Annotated in this window: 18 protein-coding genes and 2 tRNA genes; 11 read left to right on the top strand and 9 right to left on the bottom strand. The window is 64.9% G+C overall.

Annotated elements, in window-relative coordinates; genetic code table 11:
• Window positions 1–147 precede the first annotated feature (147 nt).
• The 3 genes from MRBLMA1_RS03585 to MRBLMA1_RS03575 are packed head-to-tail and all read left to right on the top strand — an operon-like array spanning window position 148 to window position 2,749.
• Window positions 148–867: a ParA family protein gene (locus MRBLMA1_RS03585; protein ID WP_363735051.1), complete on the top strand. Its 720-nt coding sequence runs from the start codon at window positions 148–150 to the stop codon at window positions 865–867.
• Between the two features lie 15 nt (window positions 868–882).
• The gene (locus MRBLMA1_RS03580; protein WP_363735050.1) at window positions 883–1,419 is read left to right on the top strand and encodes a hypothetical protein; all 537 of its coding nucleotides are present in this window, start codon (window positions 883–885) and stop codon (window positions 1,417–1,419) included.
• A gap of 13 nt (window positions 1,420–1,432) precedes the next feature.
• A complete protein-coding gene (locus MRBLMA1_RS03575) occupies window positions 1,433–2,749 on the top strand; it encodes an SPOR domain-containing protein (RefSeq protein ID WP_363735049.1) in 1,317 nt (438 codons plus the stop codon).
• A 67-nt stretch (window positions 2,750–2,816) separates the two neighbouring features.
• On the opposite strand, the gene MRBLMA1_RS03570 is transcribed toward MRBLMA1_RS03575, so the two are convergent.
• Together MRBLMA1_RS03570 and MRBLMA1_RS03565 are read right to left on the bottom strand one after the other, a co-directional pair.
• Window positions 2,817–3,947 (bottom strand): amidohydrolase family protein, encoded by a 1,131-nt coding sequence (locus tag MRBLMA1_RS03570; protein WP_363735047.1) that lies wholly within the window; start codon window positions 3,945–3,947, stop codon window positions 2,817–2,819.
• Between the two features lie 138 nt (window positions 3,948–4,085).
• Complete coding sequence (locus MRBLMA1_RS03565) at window positions 4,086–6,380, bottom strand: TonB-dependent receptor (protein ID WP_363735046.1); 2,295 nt, start codon at window positions 6,378–6,380, stop codon at window positions 4,086–4,088.
• Between the two features lie 123 nt (window positions 6,381–6,503).
• On the opposite strand from MRBLMA1_RS03565, the gene MRBLMA1_RS03560 reads away from it, so the two are divergent.
• The 7 genes from MRBLMA1_RS03560 (at window position 6,504) to MRBLMA1_RS03530 (ending at window position 13,574) form a co-directional block, all read left to right on the top strand.
• A complete protein-coding gene (locus MRBLMA1_RS03560) occupies window positions 6,504–7,412 on the top strand; it encodes a LysR family transcriptional regulator (RefSeq protein ID WP_363735045.1) in 909 nt (302 codons plus the stop codon).
• Window positions 7,413–7,584: 172 nt separating this feature from the next.
• The gene (locus MRBLMA1_RS03555) at window positions 7,585–8,700 is read left to right on the top strand and encodes an FAD-dependent oxidoreductase (protein WP_363735044.1); all 1,116 of its coding nucleotides are present in this window, start codon (window positions 7,585–7,587) and stop codon (window positions 8,698–8,700) included.
• A 28-nt stretch (window positions 8,701–8,728) separates the two neighbouring features.
• Window positions 8,729–9,631: a VOC family protein gene (locus MRBLMA1_RS03550; protein ID WP_363735043.1), complete on the top strand. Its 903-nt coding sequence runs from the start codon at window positions 8,729–8,731 to the stop codon at window positions 9,629–9,631.
• A 4-nt stretch (window positions 9,632–9,635) separates the two neighbouring features.
• On the top strand, window positions 9,636–10,793 hold the full coding sequence (locus MRBLMA1_RS03545) for an alpha/beta hydrolase family protein (protein WP_363735042.1): 1,158 nt from the start codon (window positions 9,636–9,638) through the stop codon (window positions 10,791–10,793).
• On the top strand, window positions 10,790–11,569 hold the full coding sequence (locus MRBLMA1_RS03540) for a cyclase family protein (RefSeq protein ID WP_363735041.1): 780 nt from the start codon (window positions 10,790–10,792) through the stop codon (window positions 11,567–11,569). Before MRBLMA1_RS03545 ends, MRBLMA1_RS03540 begins: the two co-directional genes overlap by 4 nt.
• Before the next feature lie 5 nt (window positions 11,570–11,574).
• On the top strand, window positions 11,575–12,603 hold the full coding sequence (locus MRBLMA1_RS03535; RefSeq protein WP_363735040.1) for an aromatic ring-hydroxylating dioxygenase subunit alpha: 1,029 nt from the start codon (window positions 11,575–11,577) through the stop codon (window positions 12,601–12,603).
• Window positions 12,600–13,574 carry a fumarylacetoacetate hydrolase family protein gene (locus MRBLMA1_RS03530; protein WP_363735039.1) on the top strand — a complete coding sequence of 325 codons (975 nt, stop codon included), beginning with the start codon at window positions 12,600–12,602 and terminating at the stop codon, window positions 13,572–13,574. The genes MRBLMA1_RS03535 and MRBLMA1_RS03530 overlap by 4 nt, the downstream gene beginning before the upstream one ends.
• Before the next feature lie 63 nt (window positions 13,575–13,637).
• Here the strand turns inward: MRBLMA1_RS03530 and MRBLMA1_RS03525 are convergent.
• The 4 genes from MRBLMA1_RS03525 to moaA all read right to left on the bottom strand — a co-directional run bounded on the left by MRBLMA1_RS03525 (window position 13,638) and on the right by moaA (window position 15,831).
• A tRNA-Asn gene (locus tag MRBLMA1_RS03525) sits at window positions 13,638–13,712 on the bottom strand.
• A gap of 182 nt (window positions 13,713–13,894) precedes the next feature.
• Window positions 13,895–13,969: transfer RNA gene (locus MRBLMA1_RS03520), tRNA-Asn, on the bottom strand.
• Between the two features lie 78 nt (window positions 13,970–14,047).
• Window positions 14,048–14,824 carry an NAD kinase gene (locus MRBLMA1_RS03515; RefSeq protein WP_363735038.1) on the bottom strand — a complete coding sequence of 259 codons (777 nt, stop codon included), beginning with the start codon at window positions 14,822–14,824 and terminating at the stop codon, window positions 14,048–14,050.
• On the bottom strand, window positions 14,821–15,831 hold the full coding sequence (gene moaA, locus MRBLMA1_RS03510) for a GTP 3',8-cyclase MoaA (RefSeq protein WP_133651891.1): 1,011 nt from the start codon (window positions 15,829–15,831) through the stop codon (window positions 14,821–14,823). Before moaA ends, MRBLMA1_RS03515 begins: the two co-directional genes overlap by 4 nt.
• 119 nt (window positions 15,832–15,950) lie before the next feature.
• Here moaA and MRBLMA1_RS03505 point away from each other — a divergent pair, with 119 nt between their 5' ends.
• Window positions 15,951–17,963, top strand: coding sequence for a putative bifunctional diguanylate cyclase/phosphodiesterase (locus MRBLMA1_RS03505; RefSeq protein WP_363735037.1), 2,013 nt, complete (start codon window positions 15,951–15,953; stop codon window positions 17,961–17,963).
• A gap of 21 nt (window positions 17,964–17,984) precedes the next feature.
• On the opposite strand, the gene MRBLMA1_RS03500 is transcribed toward MRBLMA1_RS03505, so the two are convergent.
• From MRBLMA1_RS03500 to mfd, 3 genes are all read right to left on the bottom strand, one after another.
• Complete coding sequence (locus MRBLMA1_RS03500; RefSeq protein ID WP_363735036.1) at window positions 17,985–18,716, bottom strand: TorF family putative porin; 732 nt, start codon at window positions 18,714–18,716, stop codon at window positions 17,985–17,987.
• Complete coding sequence (locus tag MRBLMA1_RS03495; RefSeq protein WP_363735035.1) at window positions 18,703–19,113, bottom strand: hypothetical protein; 411 nt, start codon at window positions 19,111–19,113, stop codon at window positions 18,703–18,705. The genes MRBLMA1_RS03500 and MRBLMA1_RS03495 overlap by 14 nt, the downstream gene beginning before the upstream one ends.
• Window positions 19,114–19,336: 223 nt before the next feature.
• The gene (gene mfd / locus MRBLMA1_RS03490) at window positions 19,337–22,801 is read right to left on the bottom strand and encodes a transcription-repair coupling factor (RefSeq protein WP_363735033.1); all 3,465 of its coding nucleotides are present in this window, start codon (window positions 22,799–22,801) and stop codon (window positions 19,337–19,339) included.
• Window positions 22,802–22,841: the final 40 nt, after the last annotated feature.

Below are 22,841 nucleotides of genomic sequence, written 5' to 3'. Positions count from 1 at the left end.
CCCGGTCTATGCCACGGCAAGGTTAATAGCGACTTAGCATTAAGAACATCGCCTTTTTACCGGCTGTCAGGCTTCCACGCGGATTAACCAATTCTTAGGCGGGCCTGTGGCAATCCTGCCATGCATTGGTTTTCTGGGGGAAGTTGCGTGCGCATTTTGGCATTGGCATCGCAAAAGGGGGGATCTGGCAAGACGACCCTGTCAGGGCATCTGGCCGTTCAGGCGCAGATGGCTGGCGCTGGTCCGGTCGTGCTGATCGACATCGATCCGCAGGGTTCGCTGGCCGACTGGTGGAACGAGCGCGAGGCCGAATATCCCGCCTTTGCCCAGACCACGGTCGCGCGTCTGGCGGCGGATCTTGAAATCCTTCGCCAGCAGGGCTTCAAGCTGGCCGTCATCGATACGCCGCCGGCCATCACCATGGCGATCCAGAGCGTCATTTCCGTAGCCGAGCTGATTGTCGTTCCAACCCGTCCGAGCCCGCATGACCTGCGTGCCGTGGGCGCCACGGTGGACCTGTGCGAAAGGGCGGGAAAGCCCCTGATCTTCGTGGTCAACGCCGCCACGCCCAAGGCGCGCATCACATCCGAAGCGGCAGTCGCGCTGTCGCAGCACGGCACCGTCGCGCCGGTCACGCTGCACCACCGCACGGATTTCGCCGCATCGATGATCGATGGCCGCACGGTGATGGAGGTCGATCCCAATGGTCGATCCGCCGGCGAAGTCGCGCAGCTTTGGACCTATGTGTCCGACCGGCTGGAAAAGAATTTCCGTCGCACCGTCTTTTCCGTTCCGCACAATGCGGTCGGCGCGGCGGGGACGGCCCGTCCGACAAGCGGTGGCTTCGGCCGCCGGGTCTCGCAATAAGGGAAGGGGAGCATCATGGTCGAACCGAAACCTCTCGCTTCGCTGACTTCCGGCCTGCTGGCGCGCAAGGGCGCCGCCTCGCCCGCCATGCGCCGCCCCGTCTTCGGCATGACCGCCGGAGCGACGGCGCTGCAGGAGGATCTGGGCTGGAACGACATGGGCTTTGACGTGACGCAGCCGGAACCGGCGCCGTCCGAAGCCCGCTCCGTTGCCGGCTTGACGCCCATGACGGCGGTTCCCGCCGTAGCGCCGGTGCCCGCCGTGGTCACCGAACGCGAGGAACTGGCCGAACGCATTGCCGAAGCGGCTGTGCCCGCCAAGGTCGAAAAGGCCGGGAAAAAGCCCCGCGCCTCCGCCGTGGCGAAGGGGCGCAAGGCCGCCTTCACCCTGCGGCTGGATGCCGACCGCCATCTGAAGCTGCGTCTGGCCAGTGCCATTGTCGGCCGGTCCGCGCAGCAGATGGTGACCGAAGCACTGGACGCTTATCTTGGCAGCCTGCCGGACGTCGACCGGCTGGCCCAGCAACTGCCGCGCGCCCGCGGCGACAATTAAGGGTTGGGAAGCGATGAAGCGCAACGCCTTCGCCAAAGCAGCGGTCGCGTCGATGATGATCGGCACGACCATGGTGGGATGCACCGGGGCGGCGTTCCGCACCGCCGCGGTCGCGCCGCAACAGCCCGACCGTCTTGCGGCCGGCGTCGAGAAGGCGCTGGCGGATCGCGACGGCGCCCGCGCGGTCGACCTGGCCGAGGCGGCCGTGCAGGCGGCGCCGCAGGATGCCCGCTACCGCCAGTTGCTGGGTCGCGCCTATGTCGCTGACGGTCGCTTCGCATCGGCGGAAACCGCTCTGTCTGACGCGATGACGCTGGGCAATGGCGATGCGCGGACCATCATCACCCTTGCGCTGGTGCAGGTAGGGCTGGGCAAGGATCGCGCCGCGCGCGATCTGCTCGCAAGCCATGCCGACGTCCTGCCCGCCGCCGATTATGGCCTGGCCATGGCGATGGCGGGCGACGCGCCGGAGGGCGTGCGCATCCTGTCCGAGATGATCCATGATCCGTCGGCCAATGCCCGCACCCGCCAGAACCTGGCCTATGCCTATGCGCTGGCCGGACGATGGAAGGATGCGCGCATGATGGCGGGCTTCGACCTTGATCCGCTTGCCGCCAACCAGCGCATCACCCAATGGGCGCAGACCGCCGCGCCGGGCCTTTCGCAACAGCGGGTCGCCGCCCTGATGGGCGTGACGATCGACGGCGCGGACGCCGGGCAGCCGGTTGCCCTTGCGCTGGCGGCGCCGGTGTCGGCACCCGTTGAGTCGTCGCCAGTCCAGTCCGCCGAAGTCCGGTCCGCCGAAGCCGCTCCGGCCGAGCAGGCCGTCGAGGTCGCGCCAGTCGAAATCGCCGCCGCCGATCCGGCACCCGCACCTTCCCCGGTTATATCCGAGGCGCCGGCACCGATGATCCAGGCGATCGCCGCACCGGTTCGCGAGGTTTCGCGTGGGATGGCGCCCGTCCGTGCCACGGCGGCCGCACGGTTCCAGCAGGCTGCCTTCCGCTTCAGCGGAAAGGACGATGGTCATTGGGTGGTCCAGCTTGGCGCCTATGACAATGCGGCCATTGCCAAGGAAAAATGGTTCTCCATGGCTCGCCGCAACGGCGTGCTGGCGAATTTGCCGGTCGTTACCAGCCAGATCACGGTGAACGGCGCCACTTTCGCGCGGTTGGCGGTCGGCGGTTTCGACGCACGTGCCGAGGCGGTTGCGCTTTGCCGCGCGATCCAGGCGCGTCGTGGCCAGTGCTTCGTGCGCGAAAATGTGGCCGACGCAACGCCGCAGCGCTGGGCGTTGGCGACCAGGGGCCGCCAATACGCGTCACGCTGAAAAAAAGTCGGCGACCAAAGGGATATGATTTGCGGGCGGCACCCATGGTGTCCGCCCGCAAATCTTTTCAGGAGACCGGTTTGATGCCGAAAATTCTCTCGGCATTTCGATAGGCGATCCGCTCCAGCTTGTCGGGAGGAAGGGGGGCGGAGCGGATGAACGAAACCGCCGGTTCCGTTCGTTCATAGGGGTAGTCGATTGCGAACATGATGTTGTCCGCGCCGACGACCTCCTCCGCGAAGGCCAGGGCCTGGTGCCAGTTCACACCGCTGGTGGTGATCGAGATATTGGACCTGAAATATTCGCTGGGCATTTTCCTGAGCACCGGCCGGAGCGGCGGTTTGGCCAGCGTCACCATATTATGGTGCATATGGTCGATGCGGTAGAACCAGTAAGGCAATCCCTCGCCCATATGGCCTATCACGACCTTGAGGTCGGGATAGGCGTCGAACAGGCCGCTGGAGATCAGGCGGATCACATGAAGCCCGGTTTCCGCGCCATATCCGTAGATCGCGCCCCACAGATTATAATCGCGAAACAGCGGCGCCATGGTCGGATTGGGCGTGCGCGGGTGGATGTAGACCGGGGCGCCGGTTTCGGCCGCGGCTTCGAACAACGGCCAATATTTGCGGTCGTCCAGATATTCGCCGCGCGTGTGGGAATTGATGATGATGCCGTTCAGCCCCAGTTCGCGCCGGGCGCGGCGGATTTCCATGATCGCGCCCGGAACGTCCTGGGGAGGCACGGAGGCAAGCGCCGCATATCTGCGGGGCTGGTCCGCGACGATCCGCGCCAGCCGGTCATTGGTCAGCCGCGCGAGCCGAAGCGCGGAAGCATTGTCGAACGATTGCACGCCCGGCGCGGTCAGGCTGAGCACGTGCATGTCCACGGCATTTTCGTCCATTGCCGCTTGGCGAAGCTGCATGTCCAGGAGGCGCGCATGAATGTCCCCGATATGCGCAAGCATCTGGAAGGCGCGGACCTCATCCTCCTCCAGCCCGCGCGCCGGCAGTGCCGCCATCGCCTCCATCCACTCCGGGCAGGCCCAGGCCTCTTCGACGGCGATCAGGCGCAGGGGGGAGGGGGGTGCGGCGGCGGCGCGTGTGGCCAATGCCCCCGCCACGGTCGCGCCGCCAGCCGCTAGCAGGGCGCGACGATCCATGCTGACGCCTGGGAAAGTCGGTCCGGTCCCTGCCATGATGTCCTCCATTTGCTGACCTGTATATTGCTGGCCCGGTCTATGCCGGTTGTTCCGCCAGTCTGCTGTTGCGAACCCGTTGGCTTCATGCCGAGAGAAGCGCGCGGGACGGGGGTGCCAACCCGCCCCGCGACGCGATCAGAAGCGTACCGTACCGCGGATGCCATAGGTGCGCGGTGGACGGATCTGATTGTAGATCACGCCCGACTTGGCGGGGCTCTGGACCGAATTGGCGAATACCAGCTTATTTTCGATATTGTTCACGAACGCGGTCACCGCCAGCTTGCCCGAAGCCGTTTCATAGGTGAGGCGCGCGTTGGACATCATGTAGCTGCCCTGCCGGCCCAGCGACAGATAATCCAGCGACAGATAGCGCGAGCTTTCGATGCGGGTGTCGACGCCCGCCCTGATCCGGCCGGTGCCGCCAAGGTCGAAACTATGTTCATAGCCGGCGTTCACCACCCATTTCGGCGCATTCACCAGCGGACGGCCGGAGCAATCGACATTGTAGATGCGCGCGGCGGGCGAGGCTCCTGTCAGCGATGATGGCGTCACCGCGCAACCGATCACCGGCGCGGGGCCGCTGGTGGAATAGGCCTGATAGTTGAGGTCGTCATATTTGGTGTGGAGATACTGGACATTGAGCGACAGGACGCCGTCGCGCATGACCTTCCACAGCATTTCCAGTTCCGCGCCATAGAGGGTCGCGGCGCCCGCATTCTCCGTCGCGAAAACAGGGCCATATATCGGGCCGCCCGGCGTCATGGCGACCTGGACCGGCGCCAGATGCGAAATCTGCTGGTCCTTGTAATCCCAGTAGAAGGCCTCGACATTGAGTTGCAGCCGATTGTCCAGGAACCGGTTCTTGCTGCCGATGGTGTAGGCGGTCAGCCGTTCGGGGCGGGAAAAATTCTGCCCCAGCGCAGAGAAAAGCACGCCTGATTTGAAGCCCGTGGAGACGGTCGCGTAAAGCAGCGAGCGGTCGGCGACGTCATATTCGACGCCCGCCTTCCATGTCACCTTGCTGAAATTCACGTCGGAAGTGGCGTCGGTGCGCAGGTCGAGGATGATTGGCGTGAAGTTGGGGAAGGCGGGCGGCACGAAGCCGACAAAGGGATAGGTGTGCGCTTCCGTATCCTGCTTCTTGTTGTCATGGGTATAGCGCAAGCCGCCGGTCAGGCGGAAACGGTCGGTCAGCGAATAGGTCGCCTCGCCGAATACCGCATAGCTGTTTGTTTCCAGTTCCGAGTTGATGCGCGTGCCGTTGCTGCCCTGGTCGAAGAACTGGCGCGCCGACACGTCCTCCACGAAATAATAGGAGCCGAGCACCCATTTCAGCCTGTCGCTCTGATTGGCGAGGCGGGTTTCCAGCGACATCTGGTCCGATTTCTCGGTCACGTCGATAAGGAAGCTGGAAGCGTAGCCGAGGAAATCCAGATTTGTCCTGCGCCAGGCAGGAATGACCGTCAGTTCCGCAAAGCCCAGATCGGCGTTGAGGGTCGCGATCGCGCCATAATATTCATTGTCCTGATAGCCATCGTCGCGGGCGATGATCTGAGGCACTGGAAGTGTGGGCGGGCTCGCCAGATAGGCGGCGATCACGGCCGGGTCGCTTGGGCCCAGCCGCTTCTTGCCGGCCAGCAGAGGCATGATCGTGCCGCCCGATCCCATGCCGCCGACATGGCCATAATCGACCATCAGATTGGCATTGAACCCGCCGCCCGTATCGAAGCGCAACTGGCCGCGCAGCGCCCATGTGTCCTCGTCGTCATAACCGTCGCTCATATAGCCGTCATGCCTGGCGCGCTGGCCCGAAATGCGCAGGGCGGCCTGGTCGCCCAGCGGCAGGTTGATGGCGCCGGAGGTCTTGAAGGTGTCGTAATTGCCATATTCGCCGGTCAGGAAGCCGGAGCTTTCCCCCAGCTTCGGCTTGGCGGTGATGACGTTGACGGCGCCGCCCGATGCGTTGCGGCCATAGAGCGTGCCCTGCGGCCCTTTCAGCACCTCCAACCGCTCCAGGTCATAGAAGAGGGCGGCCGGTGCCGCCGGACGGGACAGATAGACGCCGTCGAGGTTGAAGGCGACACCTTGTTCGGCAAAGGCGTTCGCCCCGAAGGTGCCGATGCCGCGAAGGTAGATCTGGGTAAAGGAGGAAGCCGGCGCCACTTGCAGCGCGGGCACGAGGCGGGTCAGGTCATCGGCCCGCGTGACGCTCTGGTTGACCAGCACATCGCCGTTCACGGCGCTGACCGCAAGGGCGGCGCGCTGGAGATTTTCCTCGCGGCGCTGCGCGGTGACGATGATATCGGAAAGGCCGTTGCCGGAGGCGGCAGGATCAGGCCGGGCATCGCTTCCTTCCTGCGCGACAACCGGACTTGCCAGCGCCAGCGCGGTGATTGCGACTGATGAGCGGAACAAGGTTCTGCACAGCATTTCTCTCTCCCCAGATGTTCTTGACTATCGTTATTTTCATCCTTGCAGGGGAGTTGTCATAATGGAAATGATTAGTTTTTATTGTTATGTAACAAATTTGGTTATGGATAAAATGGAGCGACAATGCGGTACAAGGGTCTGGATCTGAACCTTCTGGTCTGCCTCAACGCGTTGCTGGAGGCGCAGAGCGTCACGCGCGCGGCCGAGCAGCTCAATCTCAGCCAGCCTGCCATCAGCGCAGCCCTGTCCCGGCTCAGGGCGTTCTTCGGTGATCCGCTGCTGGTTCCGCATGGCAAGCGGATGTTGCCGACGCCGCATGCGATGCGGCTGCTGCCGGCGATCACGGCTTTGCTGGGCGACGTCGATTCGCTCATCAGTACGTCCCCCTATTTCGATCCGGCCACGAGCAACAGGACGTTCAAGCTTTGCGTGTCGGACTTTCTGTCCAGCGTGCTGATCGCGCCGCTGCTGCCGAAGATGGAATTGGTGGCGCCCAATTTGCGGATACAACTCGTGCCCCTGAGTGACGAGGCCACGGCGGAGCTCGACCGGGGCGAGACCGACATGCTGCTGGCGCCTGAAATCTATATCAGCGAGGATCATCCCGCCGAACTGGTGTTCGAGGAAGAACATGTCGTTGCCGGCTGGAATGAAAACCCGATGTTCGCAGGCGCGATCGACATGGACCAGTTTCAGGCCGCCGGCCATGTCGCCGTGGAGATCGGGCGCGTCAACCGCGCGTCCTTTGCCGAATCCTTCATGCGGTCGCGAGGAATAGAGCGGCGGATCGAGATTCGCGTTTCCTCCTTCACCCTCATTCCTGAATTTCTGGTCGGAACGGCTCGTCTGGCTGTCATGCATCGACGATTGGCGGAGAGGGCTTCGCTCCATTATCCGATCAAATCGGCGCCGCTGCCGTTCGACATGCCGGGCATGCGGGAAATGGTGCAATATCACAGGGCGCGGGCTGACGATGCGGGTCTGCGCTGGTTGATCGGGACGCTGATGGAGGCTGCCCCTCAAAATCCATGAAATCGATAAAAGACTATAAAAAGAATTATTTTTGAGGATGATCCGTTTCCGGCTAGTTTTTGGGCAATAGAAAAGACGGCGTGCGGCAGTGACCTGGAAGAAGGTCTGCCTGCGGGGAGGGATGCGGCGGTGGCGGCATCGGTCCGTGCGACGCCTTCACGGAGAGCCTGGAATGCAAAAATTGATCATGCTGATCGTCGGAGCGGGCATTGGCGGCCTGTCCGCCGCGATTGCGGCACGCCGCGCCGGCCATGACGTGCTGGTGATCGAGCGCGATCCTGAATGGTCGGTCTATGGCGTCGGCATCATCCAGCAATCCAATGTCCTGCGGGCCATGGATCAGCTTGGCGTGCTGGAGAATTTCCTTGATGCGGCCTGCGGTTTCGACGCCGTCGAGGTTTTTGCCCCTGACGGAGCTCGGGTGGCGCGTATTCCGTCGCCCCGGCTGGTCGAGGGCAAGCCGGCGAATGTCGGGATTGGCCGGCGCGCCCTGCAGAGCGTGCTGGGGAACTGCGCCAAGGGGCTGGGTGCGCAAATCCGGCTCGGCGTGACAGTGGAGAGCCTCTCGGATGATGGTGCGCAAGTCCATGTGACCTTTTCCGATGGTTCGGCGGGCGCATTCGACCTGGTGATCGGCGCGGACGGCGTCTATTCGCAGGTCCGCGACCTCATCCTGCCCGACGCGGAGCGCCCGGTGTTCACCGGGCAGGCGGTATGGCGATATAATCTGCCGCGCGATACCGATCTGGATGCGTTGCGGGCCTATAACGGCCCTATCGGGGTGGGACTGGTGCCGATCGGGCCGGAACTCATGTATATGTATGTCACCACGCCCGAGCCGGACAATCCGCGCTATCCGCGCCAGGGGCTGGCGGCGGCGATGCGCGGCAAGCTCGCCAATTGCGCGCCGGCGATCCGCGCACTGGCCCAACAGATCACCGACGATGATGGCGTCGTTTACCGCCCGCTTGAAGGCATGATGGTTCATGGTCCGTGGAGCAGGGGACGCGTGGGTTTGCTGGGCGATGCGGTCCATGCCACGACGCCGCATCTGGGGCAGGGGGCGGGCATGGCGATCGAGGATGCGATCGTCATCGTCGACGAGCTTGGGAAGCACGACAATGTCGAGGCGGCCTTGAAGGCCTATCGCGATCGCCGCCATGAGCGTTGCCGTTATATCGTCGAGAGCAGCCTGGCCATCTGTTACGGCCAGTTGGGCAAGGGCCCGCTGGTGGACAACCACAAGGCGACGGCGGAAATGTTCGCCGTCGTATCCCAGCCGCTGTGAAATCCCTCATGCAACAAGGAAGCCGGCAATGAGCCGCGTCACTGAAATCCGCTATATTGGTTATGGCGTCACCGATATCGAGGCCGAACGCCGCTATTATGGCGAAGTCTTCGGGCTTGATCCCGTTCCCTCCGACGATGGCCTTGCCTGGTTCAAGGCGCCCGGCCATGGCGAGCATCATGTCGTGCGGCTGCGGCAATCCGATGAAAACCGGGTGGATGTCATCGCCCTCGCCGCGGAGAGTCGTGCCGATGTCGATGCCCTGTGCGGCAAGGTGGCGGCGGCGGGCGCGAAGATCGTGCATGAACCGCGCGACCTGACGACGCCGGGCGGCGGCTATGGCTTTCGCTTCTTCTCGCCCGACGGCCTTCAGTTCGAGATTTCGAGCGATGTCGAAACCGGGCCGAAGCGCGAACTGGCGCGCTGGGAAGGGTTGCCGGTCAAGATCAGCCATATCGTGCTGCATTCGCCGGACCATCCGGCGCTGGTCAAATTCTTCACCGACGTGCTGGGCTTCAAAATCTCCGACTGGCTGGGCGATTTCATGTGTTTCCTGCGCTGCAATTCGGCGCACCACCGCATCGCCATTCTTCCGGGGCCGCCGTGCCTCAACCATGTGGCCTATGACATGCTTTCGGTCGACGACATGATGCGCGGCGCGCATCGGTTGAAGCTGAAGAATGTCGACATCGGCTGGGGTCCGGGGCGGCACACGGCCGGCAACAACACGTTCAGCTATTTCGTGACGCCGAACGGTTTTGTCACGGAATATACGTCGGAGCTGGAAGAAGTGGATTTCGAGGCGCGGGAGCCGACCGTCTACACGCCCGCGCCGATGGTCATGGACCAATGGGGGATCGGCACCGGCGGGCCGCAGACCCTGCCGCATCCTACGCCCAATCCGGGGCTGTTCGTGGCGGTGGAGGCCTGATCGCATGGCTCTGTTCGAATATTTCCCCAACTATATCTGGAACCTGTCGGTTGCCATCGCGATGGAGAGCGGCGGCCAGATCGGCGAGATCGTGGACATGTGCCAGCCGATCCGGGACGCGGCCGCAAGCGGCGCGGATGCAGGGACGCCGCAGTTCATGGCGCAATGGGCGGCGATGGGCGACAAGCTGATTGACCTCGCCGCCGAGGACGAGGCGAAGGGACGGGCTTTTTCGGCGTCGAACAAGCTGGAACGCGCCGCGCTCTACCTCCTGAATGCGGAGCGGATGCAGGGCCATGGTCATCCGGGACGCCAGGCCACCTATGCCAAGGCGCGGGAGACCTTCGACCGCTCGACGGTCCTGGGCAGGATCAACCGGGAACGGGTGGACATTCCGCTGGAGAGGGGAACCATGCCCGCACTCTACACCCGCGCGCCGGGGGATGGGCCGCATCCGGTGGTCGTCTATTGCAACGGCCTCGATAGCTGCAAGGAACTGCTTTACTGGTCGCGCCTGCCGGAGGCTCTCGCCCGGCGGGGGATTTCGACGCTCTGCGTCGACCAGCCGGGCAGCGGCGAGGCGCTTCGCCTGCAGAATCTTCCCGTCGATCCGCATAGCGAAAGCTGGGCGAGCAGGGCGGTGGACTGGCTGGAGCAGCAGCCCGACGTCGATCCCAGGCGCATCGGCATGACCGGCATTTCGCTGGGCGGCCATTTCGCGCCCCGCGCGGTCGCCTATGAACCCCGCTTCGCCTCCGGCGCGGTCTGGGGCGCCAACCACAATTGGCGCGAGGTGCAGGACAAGCGGATGAAGCGCGAGGGTGAGAACCCGGTGCCGCATTATTGGGCGCATGTCATGTGGGCATTCGGCGCGAAGGACATGGACGAATTTCTGGAAAAGTCGCGGGGCATGAACCTCAACGGCCATATGGACCGCATCAAGGTGCCCTTCCTCGTCACCCATGGCGCGCAGGACCGGCAGATCAGCGTCAGCTATGCCGACGATCTCTATGAGCAGCTCGTGAACTCCCCCCGGCGCGAGAAGGTGATCTTCACCGCGCGCGAGGGCGGGGTGGAGCATGTCGGCGCGGACAATATGAGCTATGGCCGTGATTGCATTGCCGACTGGTTTGCCGAAACGCTGGGAGGACATACGGCATGACGCGCCGCTTCGTCGATCTGTCGATCACATTGTGCAATGAGGTGGTGAGCGATCCGCCGTTCCTGCGACCGGAGATCACCTATCAGAAGCATGGCGAAACCATGCAGGAGCTTGGCTTTTTCTTTCCGGGCGTGACGGCGGAGCAAACGCCGGGGGGCGAGGGTTTTGCGGCGGTGGAATCAGTCAGGCTGACCACCCATAACGGCACCCATCTTGATGCGCCCTGGCATTTCCATCCGACGCAGGATGGCGGCAAACCGGCCTTGACCATCGACGAGGTGCCGCTGGAATGGTGTTTCCAGCCAGGGGTCAAGCTGGACTTTCGTCATTTTCCCGATGGTTATGTGGTCACGGCGGCGGATGTCGAGGCGGAGCTCAAGCGCATCGGACATGAGCTGAAGCCGCTGGAAATCGTGATGGTCAACACGGCTGCGGGCAAGGCGCTGGGCGATCCGGACTATGTCAGCCGGGGCTGCGGCATGGGCTATGAGGCCACCATCTACCTGACCAGCCGGGGCGTGCGGGTGACAGGGACCGACGCATGGTCGTGGGACGCGCCCTTCGTCCACACGGCGGAAAAGGTGAAGGAAACCGGCGATACCTCGCTGATCTGGGAAGGGCACAAGGCGGGCCGCGACATCGGCTATTGCCACCTTGAAAAGCTGCACAATCTGGAGGTGTTGCCGCCCGATGGCTTCACCGTCAGCTGCTTCCCGCACAAGATCAAGGGCGCCTCGGCCGGCTGGACCCGCGCCGTCGCCATTTTCGAGGAGTGAAGGCCATGGCCGAGTATCTGCGCAACGTCTGGTACATGGCCGGATGGAGCGAGGAACTTGGTCCCGGCCAGGTGATCAGCCGCCGCATCCGTGACCGCCGGATTGCCCTGTTCCGGACGGATGCGGGCGCCGTCAGCGCGGTGGCGGACCGGTGTCCCCATCGTTTTGCGCCATTGAGCCTGGGAGAGGTGCACGGCGACGCGCTGGTTTGCCCCTATCACGGCCTGACCTTCAATGGATCGGGCGGCTGCGTCCGCAACCCCTTTTCGGAGAATATTCCGGCAGCCGCCCGCATCGACGCGTGGCTGTGCGCCGAACGTCATGGCGCGATCTGGCTATGGGGTGGCGAGCCGCAATCCGCCGATCCCGCGATGATACCGGACCTTGGCCTGGTCGAGGACAGCGACACCGTGCGCGTCGTGCGCGGCTATACGCTGCTGGAGGCGCCCTATGAGTTCGGCACCGACAATCTGATGGACCTTTCGCATATCGAGTTCGTGCACAAGGGGTCCTTTGCCGGGGGTGGCGTCATATTTGCCGGCCGTCACGAGGTGATCGACGAAGGCGACACGCTGCGATCCAACTGGTGGATGCCCGGCGTGCCCGCCCCGAGCCACACGATGGGCATCTATCCCCCCGACATGATTACCGACCACTGGCTGGAGATGCGGTGGAACGCGCCCGCGACGATGCTGCTGGAGATCGGCTCCTGTCCGTCGGGCGGGCTGCGCGAGACGGGGGTGGTTGCGCACCAGGCGCATGTGCTGACGCCTGCGAGCGCGACGACGGCGCATTATTTCTGGGCCTCCGCGCGCGCGCATGATCTGGACTCGCCGGAGACGGACGCGTTTCTCAAGGCGCTTTTCGCCCAGGCATTTGATGAGGAGGACAAGCCGATCATCAAGGCCGCCTACGAGAATCTGGAGGGTGAGGATTTCTGGACGGCAAAGCCGCTTTCGCTGGGCATAGACTCCGGCGGGACGCGGGCGCGCCGGAAGCTGCAAATGATGATCAAGGGGGAACAGTCCGCATGAGGGTTGCAACGCGGGCCAACGGTCAGGCGGATGGCGAACTTGTGGTGATATCGGCCGGTGGCGATCGCCTGCTGCCGGTTGGTGGGCGCTTTGCGAGCCTCCTTGCGGCGATGGAGCATTGGGGGGAGGCCGAACGGGCGATGCGGGGGCTGGCGGCCCGGCTGGAAGCGGGGGAGGGAGAGGCGCTGGATCCCGCAGCGCTGCTGGCTCCCCTGCCGCGTTCCTGGCAATGGCTCGATGGATCGGCGTTTCCGCAGCATGGCGAGCTTATGCAGCGCGCCTTCGACCTGCCGCCGATCGAGACCGACCGGCCGCTGATGTATCAGGGCCTGTCCGACCGTTTCCTGCCGGGCCACGCCGATGTGCCCTTGCCCAGCGAGGCGGATGGCATCGATTTCGAGGGCGAGTTCGGCGTCATCACCGATGCGGTGCCGATGGGCATCACCGCGCAGGAGGCGATGAAGCATATAAGGCTCGTCATCCTCATCAATGACTGGTCGCTGCGGGCCATCGCGCCTGTCGAGATGAAGACCGGCTTTGGCTGGGTACAGGCCAAGCCCGCCTGTTCCGCCGCTCCCTTTGCCGTCACGCCGGATGAACTGGGCGACGCGTGGAAGGACGGGAGGGTGCACCTGCCGCTGGAGGTCCATGTCAACGGCCAGTGGTTCGGCAATCCCGACGGGGGCGAGATGGCCTTTGGTTTCCATGAACTTGTTGCCCATGCCGCGCGGACCCGAGATCTCGTCGCGGGGACCATCATTGGTTCCGGCACTGTTTCCAATGCCAGTTATGACAGGGTTGGTTCGGCCTGCATTTCCGAACGCCGCGCCATTGAAATGATCGCTTCTGGCGCCCCTGCGACGTCTTTCCTGCGGTTCGGCGATCGCGTGCAGATGCAGGCGGTCGGCGACCATTTCGGGGCGGTCGACCAGAAGGTGGTGCGCGCCCTGCCGGCGGATCAGCGCGGCTGAACGGAGGCTGTCGGGGGCGGGATGACGATCCGCCGGGCTACGGCTTCGGCACCGGAAGGAAAGTGGCTCCCCGAGTAGGATTCGAACCTACGGCCATTCGATTAACAGTCGAATGCTCTACCGCTGAGCTATCGGGGAGCAACCCGACTTTCGCCGGGCAGGCCGCGCATATGCAGCGGCTTTCGTGAAATGGCAAGGGTGGCAAAAGCCGTCCGCCCGAAAAAATGGACCGGTGGCTTGATGTACCGTGAAGAGGGGCGGCCAGCCTGTCGGCCTGTCGGATCATGGTGGATTTTCCGGCTCGATCGCCGGTTGAAAAGTGGCTCCCCGAGTAGGATTCGAACCTACGGCCATTCGATTAACAGTCGAATGCTCTACCGCTGAGCTATCGGGGAGCAACCCGGCCTTCGCCGGGCAGGCCGCGCCTATAGCAGCGGCTTTCCCGCAATGGCAAGCGGCAAATGACGGAATTTTTACGCGATGAACTGTTCGGCCGCGATCCGGTCGTCCAGCGTATGTTCCGGGTCGAACAGCAGGGTCAGCGGCGTCGCGCGATCGATCTTCACCTCCACCTGCGCCACGTCGCGAACCTCGCGCTGATCGGCGACGGCGCTGACCGGCCGCTTCACCGGATCGAGCACGGTGAACTGGATCGCGGTATTTTCAGGCAGGATCGCGCCGCGCCAGCGCCGGGGGCGAAAGGGGCTGATCGGCGTCAGCGCCACCAGCGCCGATCCCAGCGGCAGGATGGGCCCATGGGCGGAAAGATTATAGGCCGTCGATCCGGCCGGCGTAGCAACCAGCACGCCGTCGCACACCAGTTCGGGCAGGACGGTGCGATCGTTGACCTTGACCTCCAGCTTGGCGGTCTGGCGCGTTTCGCGCAGCAGGGACACTTCGTTGATCGCGGGTATGGAAAAGCGCTCTCCATCCACCGTGTCGACGATCATGCGGAGGGGATTGACCTTGAACGGCTTCGCCGCCTCGATCCGCTGTTCCAGCCGTTCGAGCCGCCATTCGTTCATCAGGAAGCCGACCGTGCCGAGATTCATGCCGAAGACCGGCAGGATGTGCCGCCCCTCCAGCATGGAGTGCAGCGTCTGGAGCATGTAGCCGTCGCCGCCGAGCGCGATGATCATGTCCGCCTGCTCGACCGGGACGAAATCATAAGCGGCGCGCAACCTTTCCTCCGCCGCCTTGGCTGCTGGACTGGAGGAGGCGACCAGGGCGCGCCGGACCTCTTCGGTCATCCGCCGGTCACGCTCATATGTCTTCGCACCGCCGGCGCAGCACCAGCGCCGATGCGGAAATCATGCGCCGCCGGCTTCAGGCGAAGGGCGCGGTCGATCAGCGGCTCGACCGCCGGCAGTCCGCCCTGCCGGAAGGCCGATTTCAGGTCGACATGATCTTCATGGCCCAGGCACATGAAGATCTTGCCCTCGCAGGTCATGCGCATGCGATTGCAATCGGCGCAGAAATTATGAGTGAGCGGCGTGATCAGCCCCAGCCTTGCCTTCAGCCCCTCCACAGCATGGTAGCGGGCCGGACCGCCGGTGCGATGCGGTATCGGCGTCAGGGCATGATGCTGGCGGATCGAGTCGGCCACCTCCGTCAGGGGCAGATAATGATCGGTGCGGTCTTCCCCGGTTTCGCCGAGCGGCATCGTTTCGATCAGCGTCAGGTCGAAGCCCTGTTCGTCGCACCAATGCAGCATCGGGAGGATTTCATCCTCATTGAGGCCCTTGAGCGCGACCATGTTGATCTTGATCGCCAGCCCGGCCGCCCGCGCGGCTTCCAGTCCTTCGAACACGAGCCGGATGTCGCCATTGCGGGTGACATGGGCGAAGCGCGAAGGGTCGCGGCTGTCCAGGCTGACGTTGATCCGCCTGACGCCCGCTTGGGCCAGCGCCTCGGCATGCTGCGCGAGCCGCGTGCCGTTGGTGGTGAGCGTCAGTTCGTCCAGACCCTCGCCCACATGGCGGCCGATGCGGCGGACAAGGTCGACAATGTCCCGGCGCACCAGCGGTTCGCCGCCGGTCAGCCGAATCCTGCGAACGCCCCGCGAGATGAAGAGGTCGGCCAGCAGCCCGATCTCCTCCAGCGTCAGCACCTGGTCCTTGGGAAGGAAGGTCATCCGTTCCGACATGCAGTAGCGGCAGCGCAGGTCGCAGCGATCCGTCACCGAAATCCGCAAATAGCTGATCCGGCGGCCAAGTGCATCGGTCAGAGCCGCACGCGTAAGATCAGTCGTCTTCATATATGCAAGTTAGGCGATGGACCTGCCCCGTGCAAGCGTCACTGGTTGCGGGAGCGTAAACAGGTCGCTAACCGATAGAGCATAGGGAAGAGCTGGTGGATCGTCCCAAGGAGCAAGATGTGAGCGGCGAGACCGCACTGGACGGACAGCGCAGCCTCTACATTCTCTCGCCGGGCGACCGCGATGGACTGTCGCAGCTCGCGCAGTCGGCCGGCTGGCGCGTGATCGCAGCGCGGCGCGCCACCGATGCGGCGCAGCGTTTCCTGCACAGCGATGCCCGCATAGCGCTGACCGACATGCGTGGCGCGCGGGACGGCGACCTTCGCCTGATCGCGTCGCTGGTGCCGGCGGTGGACGCGGGCGGGGGTGCGTTGGTCGTGTTGGTGGACGCGCATGACCTTCCCGCCGTGCCGGCCATGCTGGAGGCGGGGGCGACGCATTATCTCGCGGCCCCCTTCACGCCTGCCGAACTGGGCGCGACGCTGGCTTCGGCGCAGCGCCTGGTCGACCGGCTCGTCGGCGGCACCACCCATAGCCGGCGGGCGCAACGCATCCGGCGCGGCGACGCCCTGTTCTGGGAGCGGGATGGGAACCGGATCCGCCTCAGCGACAATCTCGCCCGCCATCTTGGCGTCGAGGGGCAGAGCGTCGATCCGGCGGGCTTTATCCGGTGCCTGCCCCGGTCGGAACGCCGGTCCGTGATCGCGGCGCTGCGCGGCATGATGCGGTCGGGTCGTCCGGAGGCGTTCGCCCACGCGGCGCCGGGCCGGCCCGGTGACAGGCTGGTTCATCATCTTCGGTTGATCGACGGCGTCGTTGCGGCGGACGTGGAATGGCTTTCCGATGCGCATGGCCATGAGGCGACCGGCCGTGACGACCTGACCGGCCTGCGTTCGCGCCAGGCGGCGCTCGACTGGCTGGAGCGGCGGCAGGGATTGGCGACGACGGTGCTGCTGTTGTCGATCAGCCAGTTCGACCGGATGAACGCCGCCTATGGCCAGGTCGTGGGCGATGCCTTGCTGGGCCGAATCGCCCGCCGCATAGAGCGGATGACCATCGATATGGCGGCCGGCACCATGGTCGCGCGCATCGCCGGGACGGAATTCCTGATCGGCCTGACCGGAGAGGCGGCCACCGCGGACAAGGCGACCTTCCTGGCCCGCCAACTGATTGGCGCCATCGGCCGGCCGTTCAGCGCGGGGGACCATCTGATCCGTCTGACGGCGCGCTGCGGTATTGCCCAGTCGCGCCCCGACGATGACGCCACCCGGCTGATCCGTCGCGCCGGAACTGCCCTGGCCGATGCCCGGGTCGGGGGCGGGGAGGGCATCCGCATCTTCTCTTCGGAAAAGCGCAGCCGCCAGGTGGATGCCGACCAGTTGGAAACCGACTTGCGCCTTGCCCTTCATCGCGGGGAGATCGGCATATTGTTCCAGCCGCAATATCCCGTCGATGGCGAGCATATGATCGGGGTAGAGGCGCTGGCGCGCTGGAACCACCCGCAATATGGCGCGCTGGGCGCGGGGATGCTGTTCGCCACGGCGGAGCGTTCCGACTATATGCTGCCGCTTTCGGCGCATATCCAGGCCGAAGCGCTGCGCCAGGCCGCCGCCTGGCCGCGCGCCCTGTCCCACCTGCGCCTGTCGATCAACGTCACGGCGGAGGACATCGCCCAGCCCGGCTTCATGCCGCAATTCCTGAACCTGGTCGACATGAGCGGTTTTCCCCGGTCGCGCCTGACGGTGGAGATCACCGAAAGCGGCCTGATCGAGGATGTCGAAAATGCCACGGCGTTGCTGACGGCGTTGCGCGCAGAAGGGCTGGCGGTGGCGGTGGACGATTTCGGCACCGGCTATTCCAGCCTCGCCTATCTCAAGAGCCTGCCGCTTGATTATCTGAAGATCGACAGCGGCCTGGCGCAGGACATCGCCGGGACGTCCCGCGACCGGATCGTCGTTCGCGGCGTCATCCATATGGCGAAGTCGCTGGGTCTGCGGGTGATCGCCGAGGGGGTGGAAACCGAGCAGCAGCTTGATCTCCTTACGCGCGAAGGCTGCGATTATTATCAGGGTTTCCTGCGTTCGGCGGGGGTGTCCTCCGCCGATCTGGTGGCGCTGGCGCTCAAACCGTAAGGGGCGTGCCACGGTTGCAGGCTAAAGGCTCAGTCCTATCCGTGCGATCAGGCCTGCGCCCGCATGCCGGCTGGCTGGGCCTGCGATGCTGCTGTCGGCATAGTGTAGCCCGGCGAACCAGCGATCCTTCATATAATCGACGCCCACGCCATAATCCCAATAGGTGCCATCGGGGCGCAGCCGCATGGCACGGGCCGGGTCTTGCACATCGCCCGAAGACCGGCCGATCCGCGCCGAGATGGTCAAGGGCGTGCCGGGCAACCCCATGGTCGCCGACGCGGACAGATAGAGATTGTCGCCGCCGATGGACGACTGCCGCGGGGCATAGCTGCCGTTGAAATCGATGCTGGCCGGACCAATCAGGAAAGCCGCGCCTGCGCCGATTTCGCCATAAGCCTGGTCGGCACTTCCGGGGAAAAGATGATAGCGCCCTTCGGCAGAAAGCCGCCATCCGCCGATCTGCCGCGCATAGGTGGCGCCCAGGTCGACGACAGCGTCGGCTCCGCCATGCCGATCGCTGCCCCATAGCGAGACGGCCGCGCCGTCGAGGCTCAGCCCTTCCGCCACGGGTACCGAAAGGGTGCCGCGCAGCACCGGGTCGCCGTCGCTCCAGCTCAGCCCCCGGCGCCGTTCCTCGCTGGCGGCCTCCATCGTGCCAGATACGCCATCGGCATATTGCGCGAAGGCGGGGCTGGCGCCGGCAGAGGCCAGAAAGGCGCAGGCCAGCGCAGCCTTCCTTTTAATTGGAGGCAAGATTGCGAACGGCATCAAGCTCGGCCAGTAGCGGTGCGTGATCCGCCTGCGCAACCGCGACCAGGTGCGCGCGGATCTCGCCTTCATGGCGCGCCAGATTGCGCTCGCCCGATTGGCGGCCGGGCGTGCAGGCGCCATGCTCGCTGCCCGTAAACTGCTTGTCGCTGGAAACCGTGCGGCTGAGCGCAGGTCCATGGCTGAGCGCCCGGTCGACCAGGATGGTGGCGGTCCATTGGCACCGCTGCGCGTCCGTGCGGTTCGGGGTTCGGGCGCCTATGGTCCTGGTGCGGAATTCGGCGCGGGCGCTGTAGGTCGCATCGACCGGCTTTCCGCCATGGTCGATCTGCACGCTGTGCGTGGCCGCTGCCGCGGCCAGGGCAATAAGGGTCAAACTCATGTCTATCTCCTGCTCGACGCCGGACTTTGCTGTCCGGTCGTCAGAGCGGGATCTAGGTTGCGACTGTTGCTGGCTGTTGTCTGGCGGATGACAAAGGGGTGCTGGCTGAATGTCGATACAGCCTGAGCGGGTTTCGATCTGATTGAATCAGATTGCCGCTCTGGTTTCCTTGTTTGCCGCGATTTCTCAACCAGCGATCGGTTCCGATCGCTTGGAAATCGCTCTAGTTCGCCGCCTTCGCCAGCCCCTTCGAAAGCTGCAACGCACCGTTGAGGCGGGCGGCCGGATCGGCCCAGGCACGGTTCACGACAACCTTGCTGTCGGGCCGCAGCCGGGCCACGCCGTTCAGCCGTTGGATATAGGCGACCAGCCCCTCCGGCCTGGGGAAGCGGTCCTCGAAGAAACTGACCAGCGCGCCCTTTGGCCCGACATCGATTTTCGCGACGTTGGCGGTGACGCAATTCTGCTTGATCTCGATGATCTTGAACAGATTCTGCGTCGGCGCGGGCAGCTTGCCGAAACGGTCGATCAGTTCGGCGGCGAAGGCCTCCAGCCCCTGCCGGTCCTCGACTTCGTTGAGGCGGCGGTAGAGCCCCATGCGCAGGTCGAGGTCGGGCACATAATCCTCCGGAATGAGGATGGGCGCGTCGACGGTGATCTGCGGCGAGAAGCTCTCGCGCGCCTTGTCCAGCCCCGCGCCGCCCGCCTTGGCCTCCAGGATCGCGTCCTCCAGCATCGACTGGTACAGTTCGAACCCCACCTCCTTGATGTGGCCGGACTGCTCGTCGCCGACCAGATTGCCCGCGCCGCGTATGTCGAGATCGTGGGACGCGAGCTGGAAGCCGGCGCCCAGCGTGTCGAGGTCTGACAGGACCTTCAGCCGCTTTTCCGCCGTTTCGGTGATCACCCGGTTGGCAGGCGTGGTGAAATAGGCATAGGCGCGGGTCTTTGCGCGTCCGACGCGTCCGCGAAGCTGGTAGAGCTGTGCCAGGCCGAAGCGGTCGGCGCGATGGATGATGAGCGTGTTGGCGGAGGGGATGTCGAGCCCGCTCTCGACGATGGTGGTCGAGAGCAGCACGTCATAGCGCTTGTCGTAGAAGGCCGACATGCGTTCCTCCACCTCCGTCGCGCTCATCTGTCCATGGGCGACGACCGGCCGCACCTCCGGCACTTCGGTGCGGAGAAATTCCTCGATCTCCGTCAGGTCGGAAATGCGCGGCACGACGAAGAAGCTCTGGCCGCCGCGATAATGTTCGCGCAGCAGCGCCTCGCGTACCACCACGCCGTCCCAGGGCATGATGTAGGTCCGCACCGCCAGGCGATCCACCGGCGGCGTCTGGATGACCGACAGTTCCCGGAGGCCAGACATCGCCATCTGCAGGGTGCGCGGTATGGGCGTCGCGGTCAGCGTCAGCACGTGGACGTCGGTCTTGAGCGACTTGAGCCGTTCCTTGTGGGTCACGCCGAACCGCTGTTCCTCGTCCACGATGACAAGGCCCAGCCGCTTGAATTCCAGCCCCTTGGCCAGCAGCGCGTGGGTGCCCACGACGATGTCGACGGTGCCGTCCGCCAGGCCGGCCTTCACCGCCTTCGCCTCCTTGTCCGGGACCAGCCGGGAGAGGCGGCCGATCTTCACCGGAAAGCCCCGGAAACGCTCCTCGAAATTCATGTGATGCTGGCGGGCGAGCAGGGTGGTCGGGCAGATCACCACAACCTGCATCCCCGCCATCGCCGCGACGAAGGCGGCCCGCAGCGCGACCTCCGTCTTGCCGAATCCGACATCGCCGCAGACCAGCCGGTCCATCGGCCTGCCGGCGCCCAGATCCTCGATCACATCGCTGATCGCCCGATCCTGATCGTCGGTTTCCTGATAGGGGAAGCGATCGACAAAGGCGGGATAGCCGGCGCTGTCGGGTTCCGCCACGGTCGCGGGCCGCAGGGCGCGCTCCGCCGCGGTCTTGAGTAATTCCCCTGCGATCTCGCGGATGCGTTCCTTCATCCGCGCCTTGCGCCGCTGCCAGGCCTCTCCGCCCAGCCTGTCGAGGCTGACGCCTTCGCTTTCGGAGCCGTAGCGGGAGAGAACCTCCAGATTCTCGACCGGCACATAGAGCTTGTCGCCGCCGGCATATTCCAGCGCGACGCAATCATGCGCCGCCTTGGCGACGGGAATCTGGGTCAGCCCCTCATAGCGGCCGATGCCATGGTCCATATGCACGACCAGATCGCCCGGCGAGAGCGTCGCCAGTTCGGCCAGGAAGGCGTCCGCGCTCTTCTTCCGCCGGGCCCGCCGCACCAGCCGGTCGCCCAGCATGTCCTGCTCGGTCAGCACCGCGACATCGGGGGCGGTGAAGCCATGGTCGAGCGGCAGGACGGTGAGCACCGTGCTGCCCCCGGCGGCGAGGCCCAGCGCCTCCTGCCAACTGTCCGCCGCGGCGATCCGTTTCAGCCCATGGTCGGCCAGCAGCCCGGAAAGCCGTTCCCGCGCGCCGCCCGAATAGCTGGCGATCACCACCTTCTTCTTCGCCCGCTGAAGCGAGGCGATATGCTTGCCCACCGCCTCATAGACGTTGGCGTTCTGCGCCCGCTCCGGCGCGAAGTCGCGCGGGCCGTCCACGGCGAAGTCGATGACGGAAGCGCTTTCCGGTTCATGGAAGGGCGTGGTGGCGTGCATCGGCCAGTCGTGCGCGAGGGCGGCCCATTCCTCCGCCTCCAGATAGAGTGCCTTGGGCTCCAGCGGCCGATAGGCCCCCGGATCGGAGGATTTCGCCGCCGCACGATTGGCATGATAGTCCCTGATCGCCTCGAACCGCGCCTCTGCCGCGCCGGCGACGCCATGGTCCAGCAGGATCAGGCTGTCGTCGCCCAGATGATCGGTCAGAGGCACCAGCCGTTCCTCGAACAGCGGCAGCCAATGCTCCATGCCCTGCAGTCGCCGTCCGTCGCTCACCGCCTGGTAGAGCGGGTCGCCGGTGGCCGTGGCGCCGAAAATCTCGCGATAGCGGCCGCGGAAGCGCTTGATCGTTTCCTCGTCCAGCAACGCCTCCGACGCGGGCAGCAGGGTGAAGCCCTCGACACTCCCGCTCGTCCGCTGATCGGCGGGATCGAAGCGGCGGACCGTCTCTATCTCGTCCCCGAAGAAATCGAGCCGGAGCGGTTGTTCCTCGCCGCCCGGAAACAGGTCGACAATGCCGCCGCGAATGGCGAATTCGCCGCGATCGTGCACGGTGTCGGTGCGCACATAGCCGTTCGCCTGCAACATTTCGGCCAGCCGCGAGATCGCGATCCGCTCCTTGGGCGCGAGCTTCGCCACCAGTTGCCGCACACGGAACGGGGTGAGGGTGCGCTGGGTGAGGGCGTTGAGCGTGGTCAGGACGAGTTGTGGCCCCCTGGGCCTGGCCTGCAAGGCATGAAGCCCCGCCAGCCGCGCCGACGCTGTCCGCAGCGAAGGACTGGCCCGGTCATAGGGCAGGCAGTCCCAGGCCGGAATCTCGACAATCTCGATCTCCGGCGCGAAATAATGCGCCGTGTCCGCCACCGCCCGCATGAGTTGCTCGTCAGGCGCGACGAACAGGGCGCGGGAAGGCGCCGCCCGCGCAATGTCGGCCAGCAACCAGGGCTGGAAACCGGCAGGCACGCCCGAAAGGGTGATGGGTGAGGATGCTTTGAGGATTTTGAGAAGGTCGGTCATTCGCTACTCAGTAGCCCGCCCGGAGACGGGAGGGGTCAGG

It is taken from the genome of Sphingobium sp. LMA1-1-1.1, assembly GCF_040676365.1.
GTDB lineage: Bacteria > Pseudomonadota > Alphaproteobacteria > Sphingomonadales > Sphingomonadaceae > Sphingobium.
Note: the sequence above shows the minus strand (reverse complement) of the source record. Positions and strands in the feature narration are given on the sequence as shown.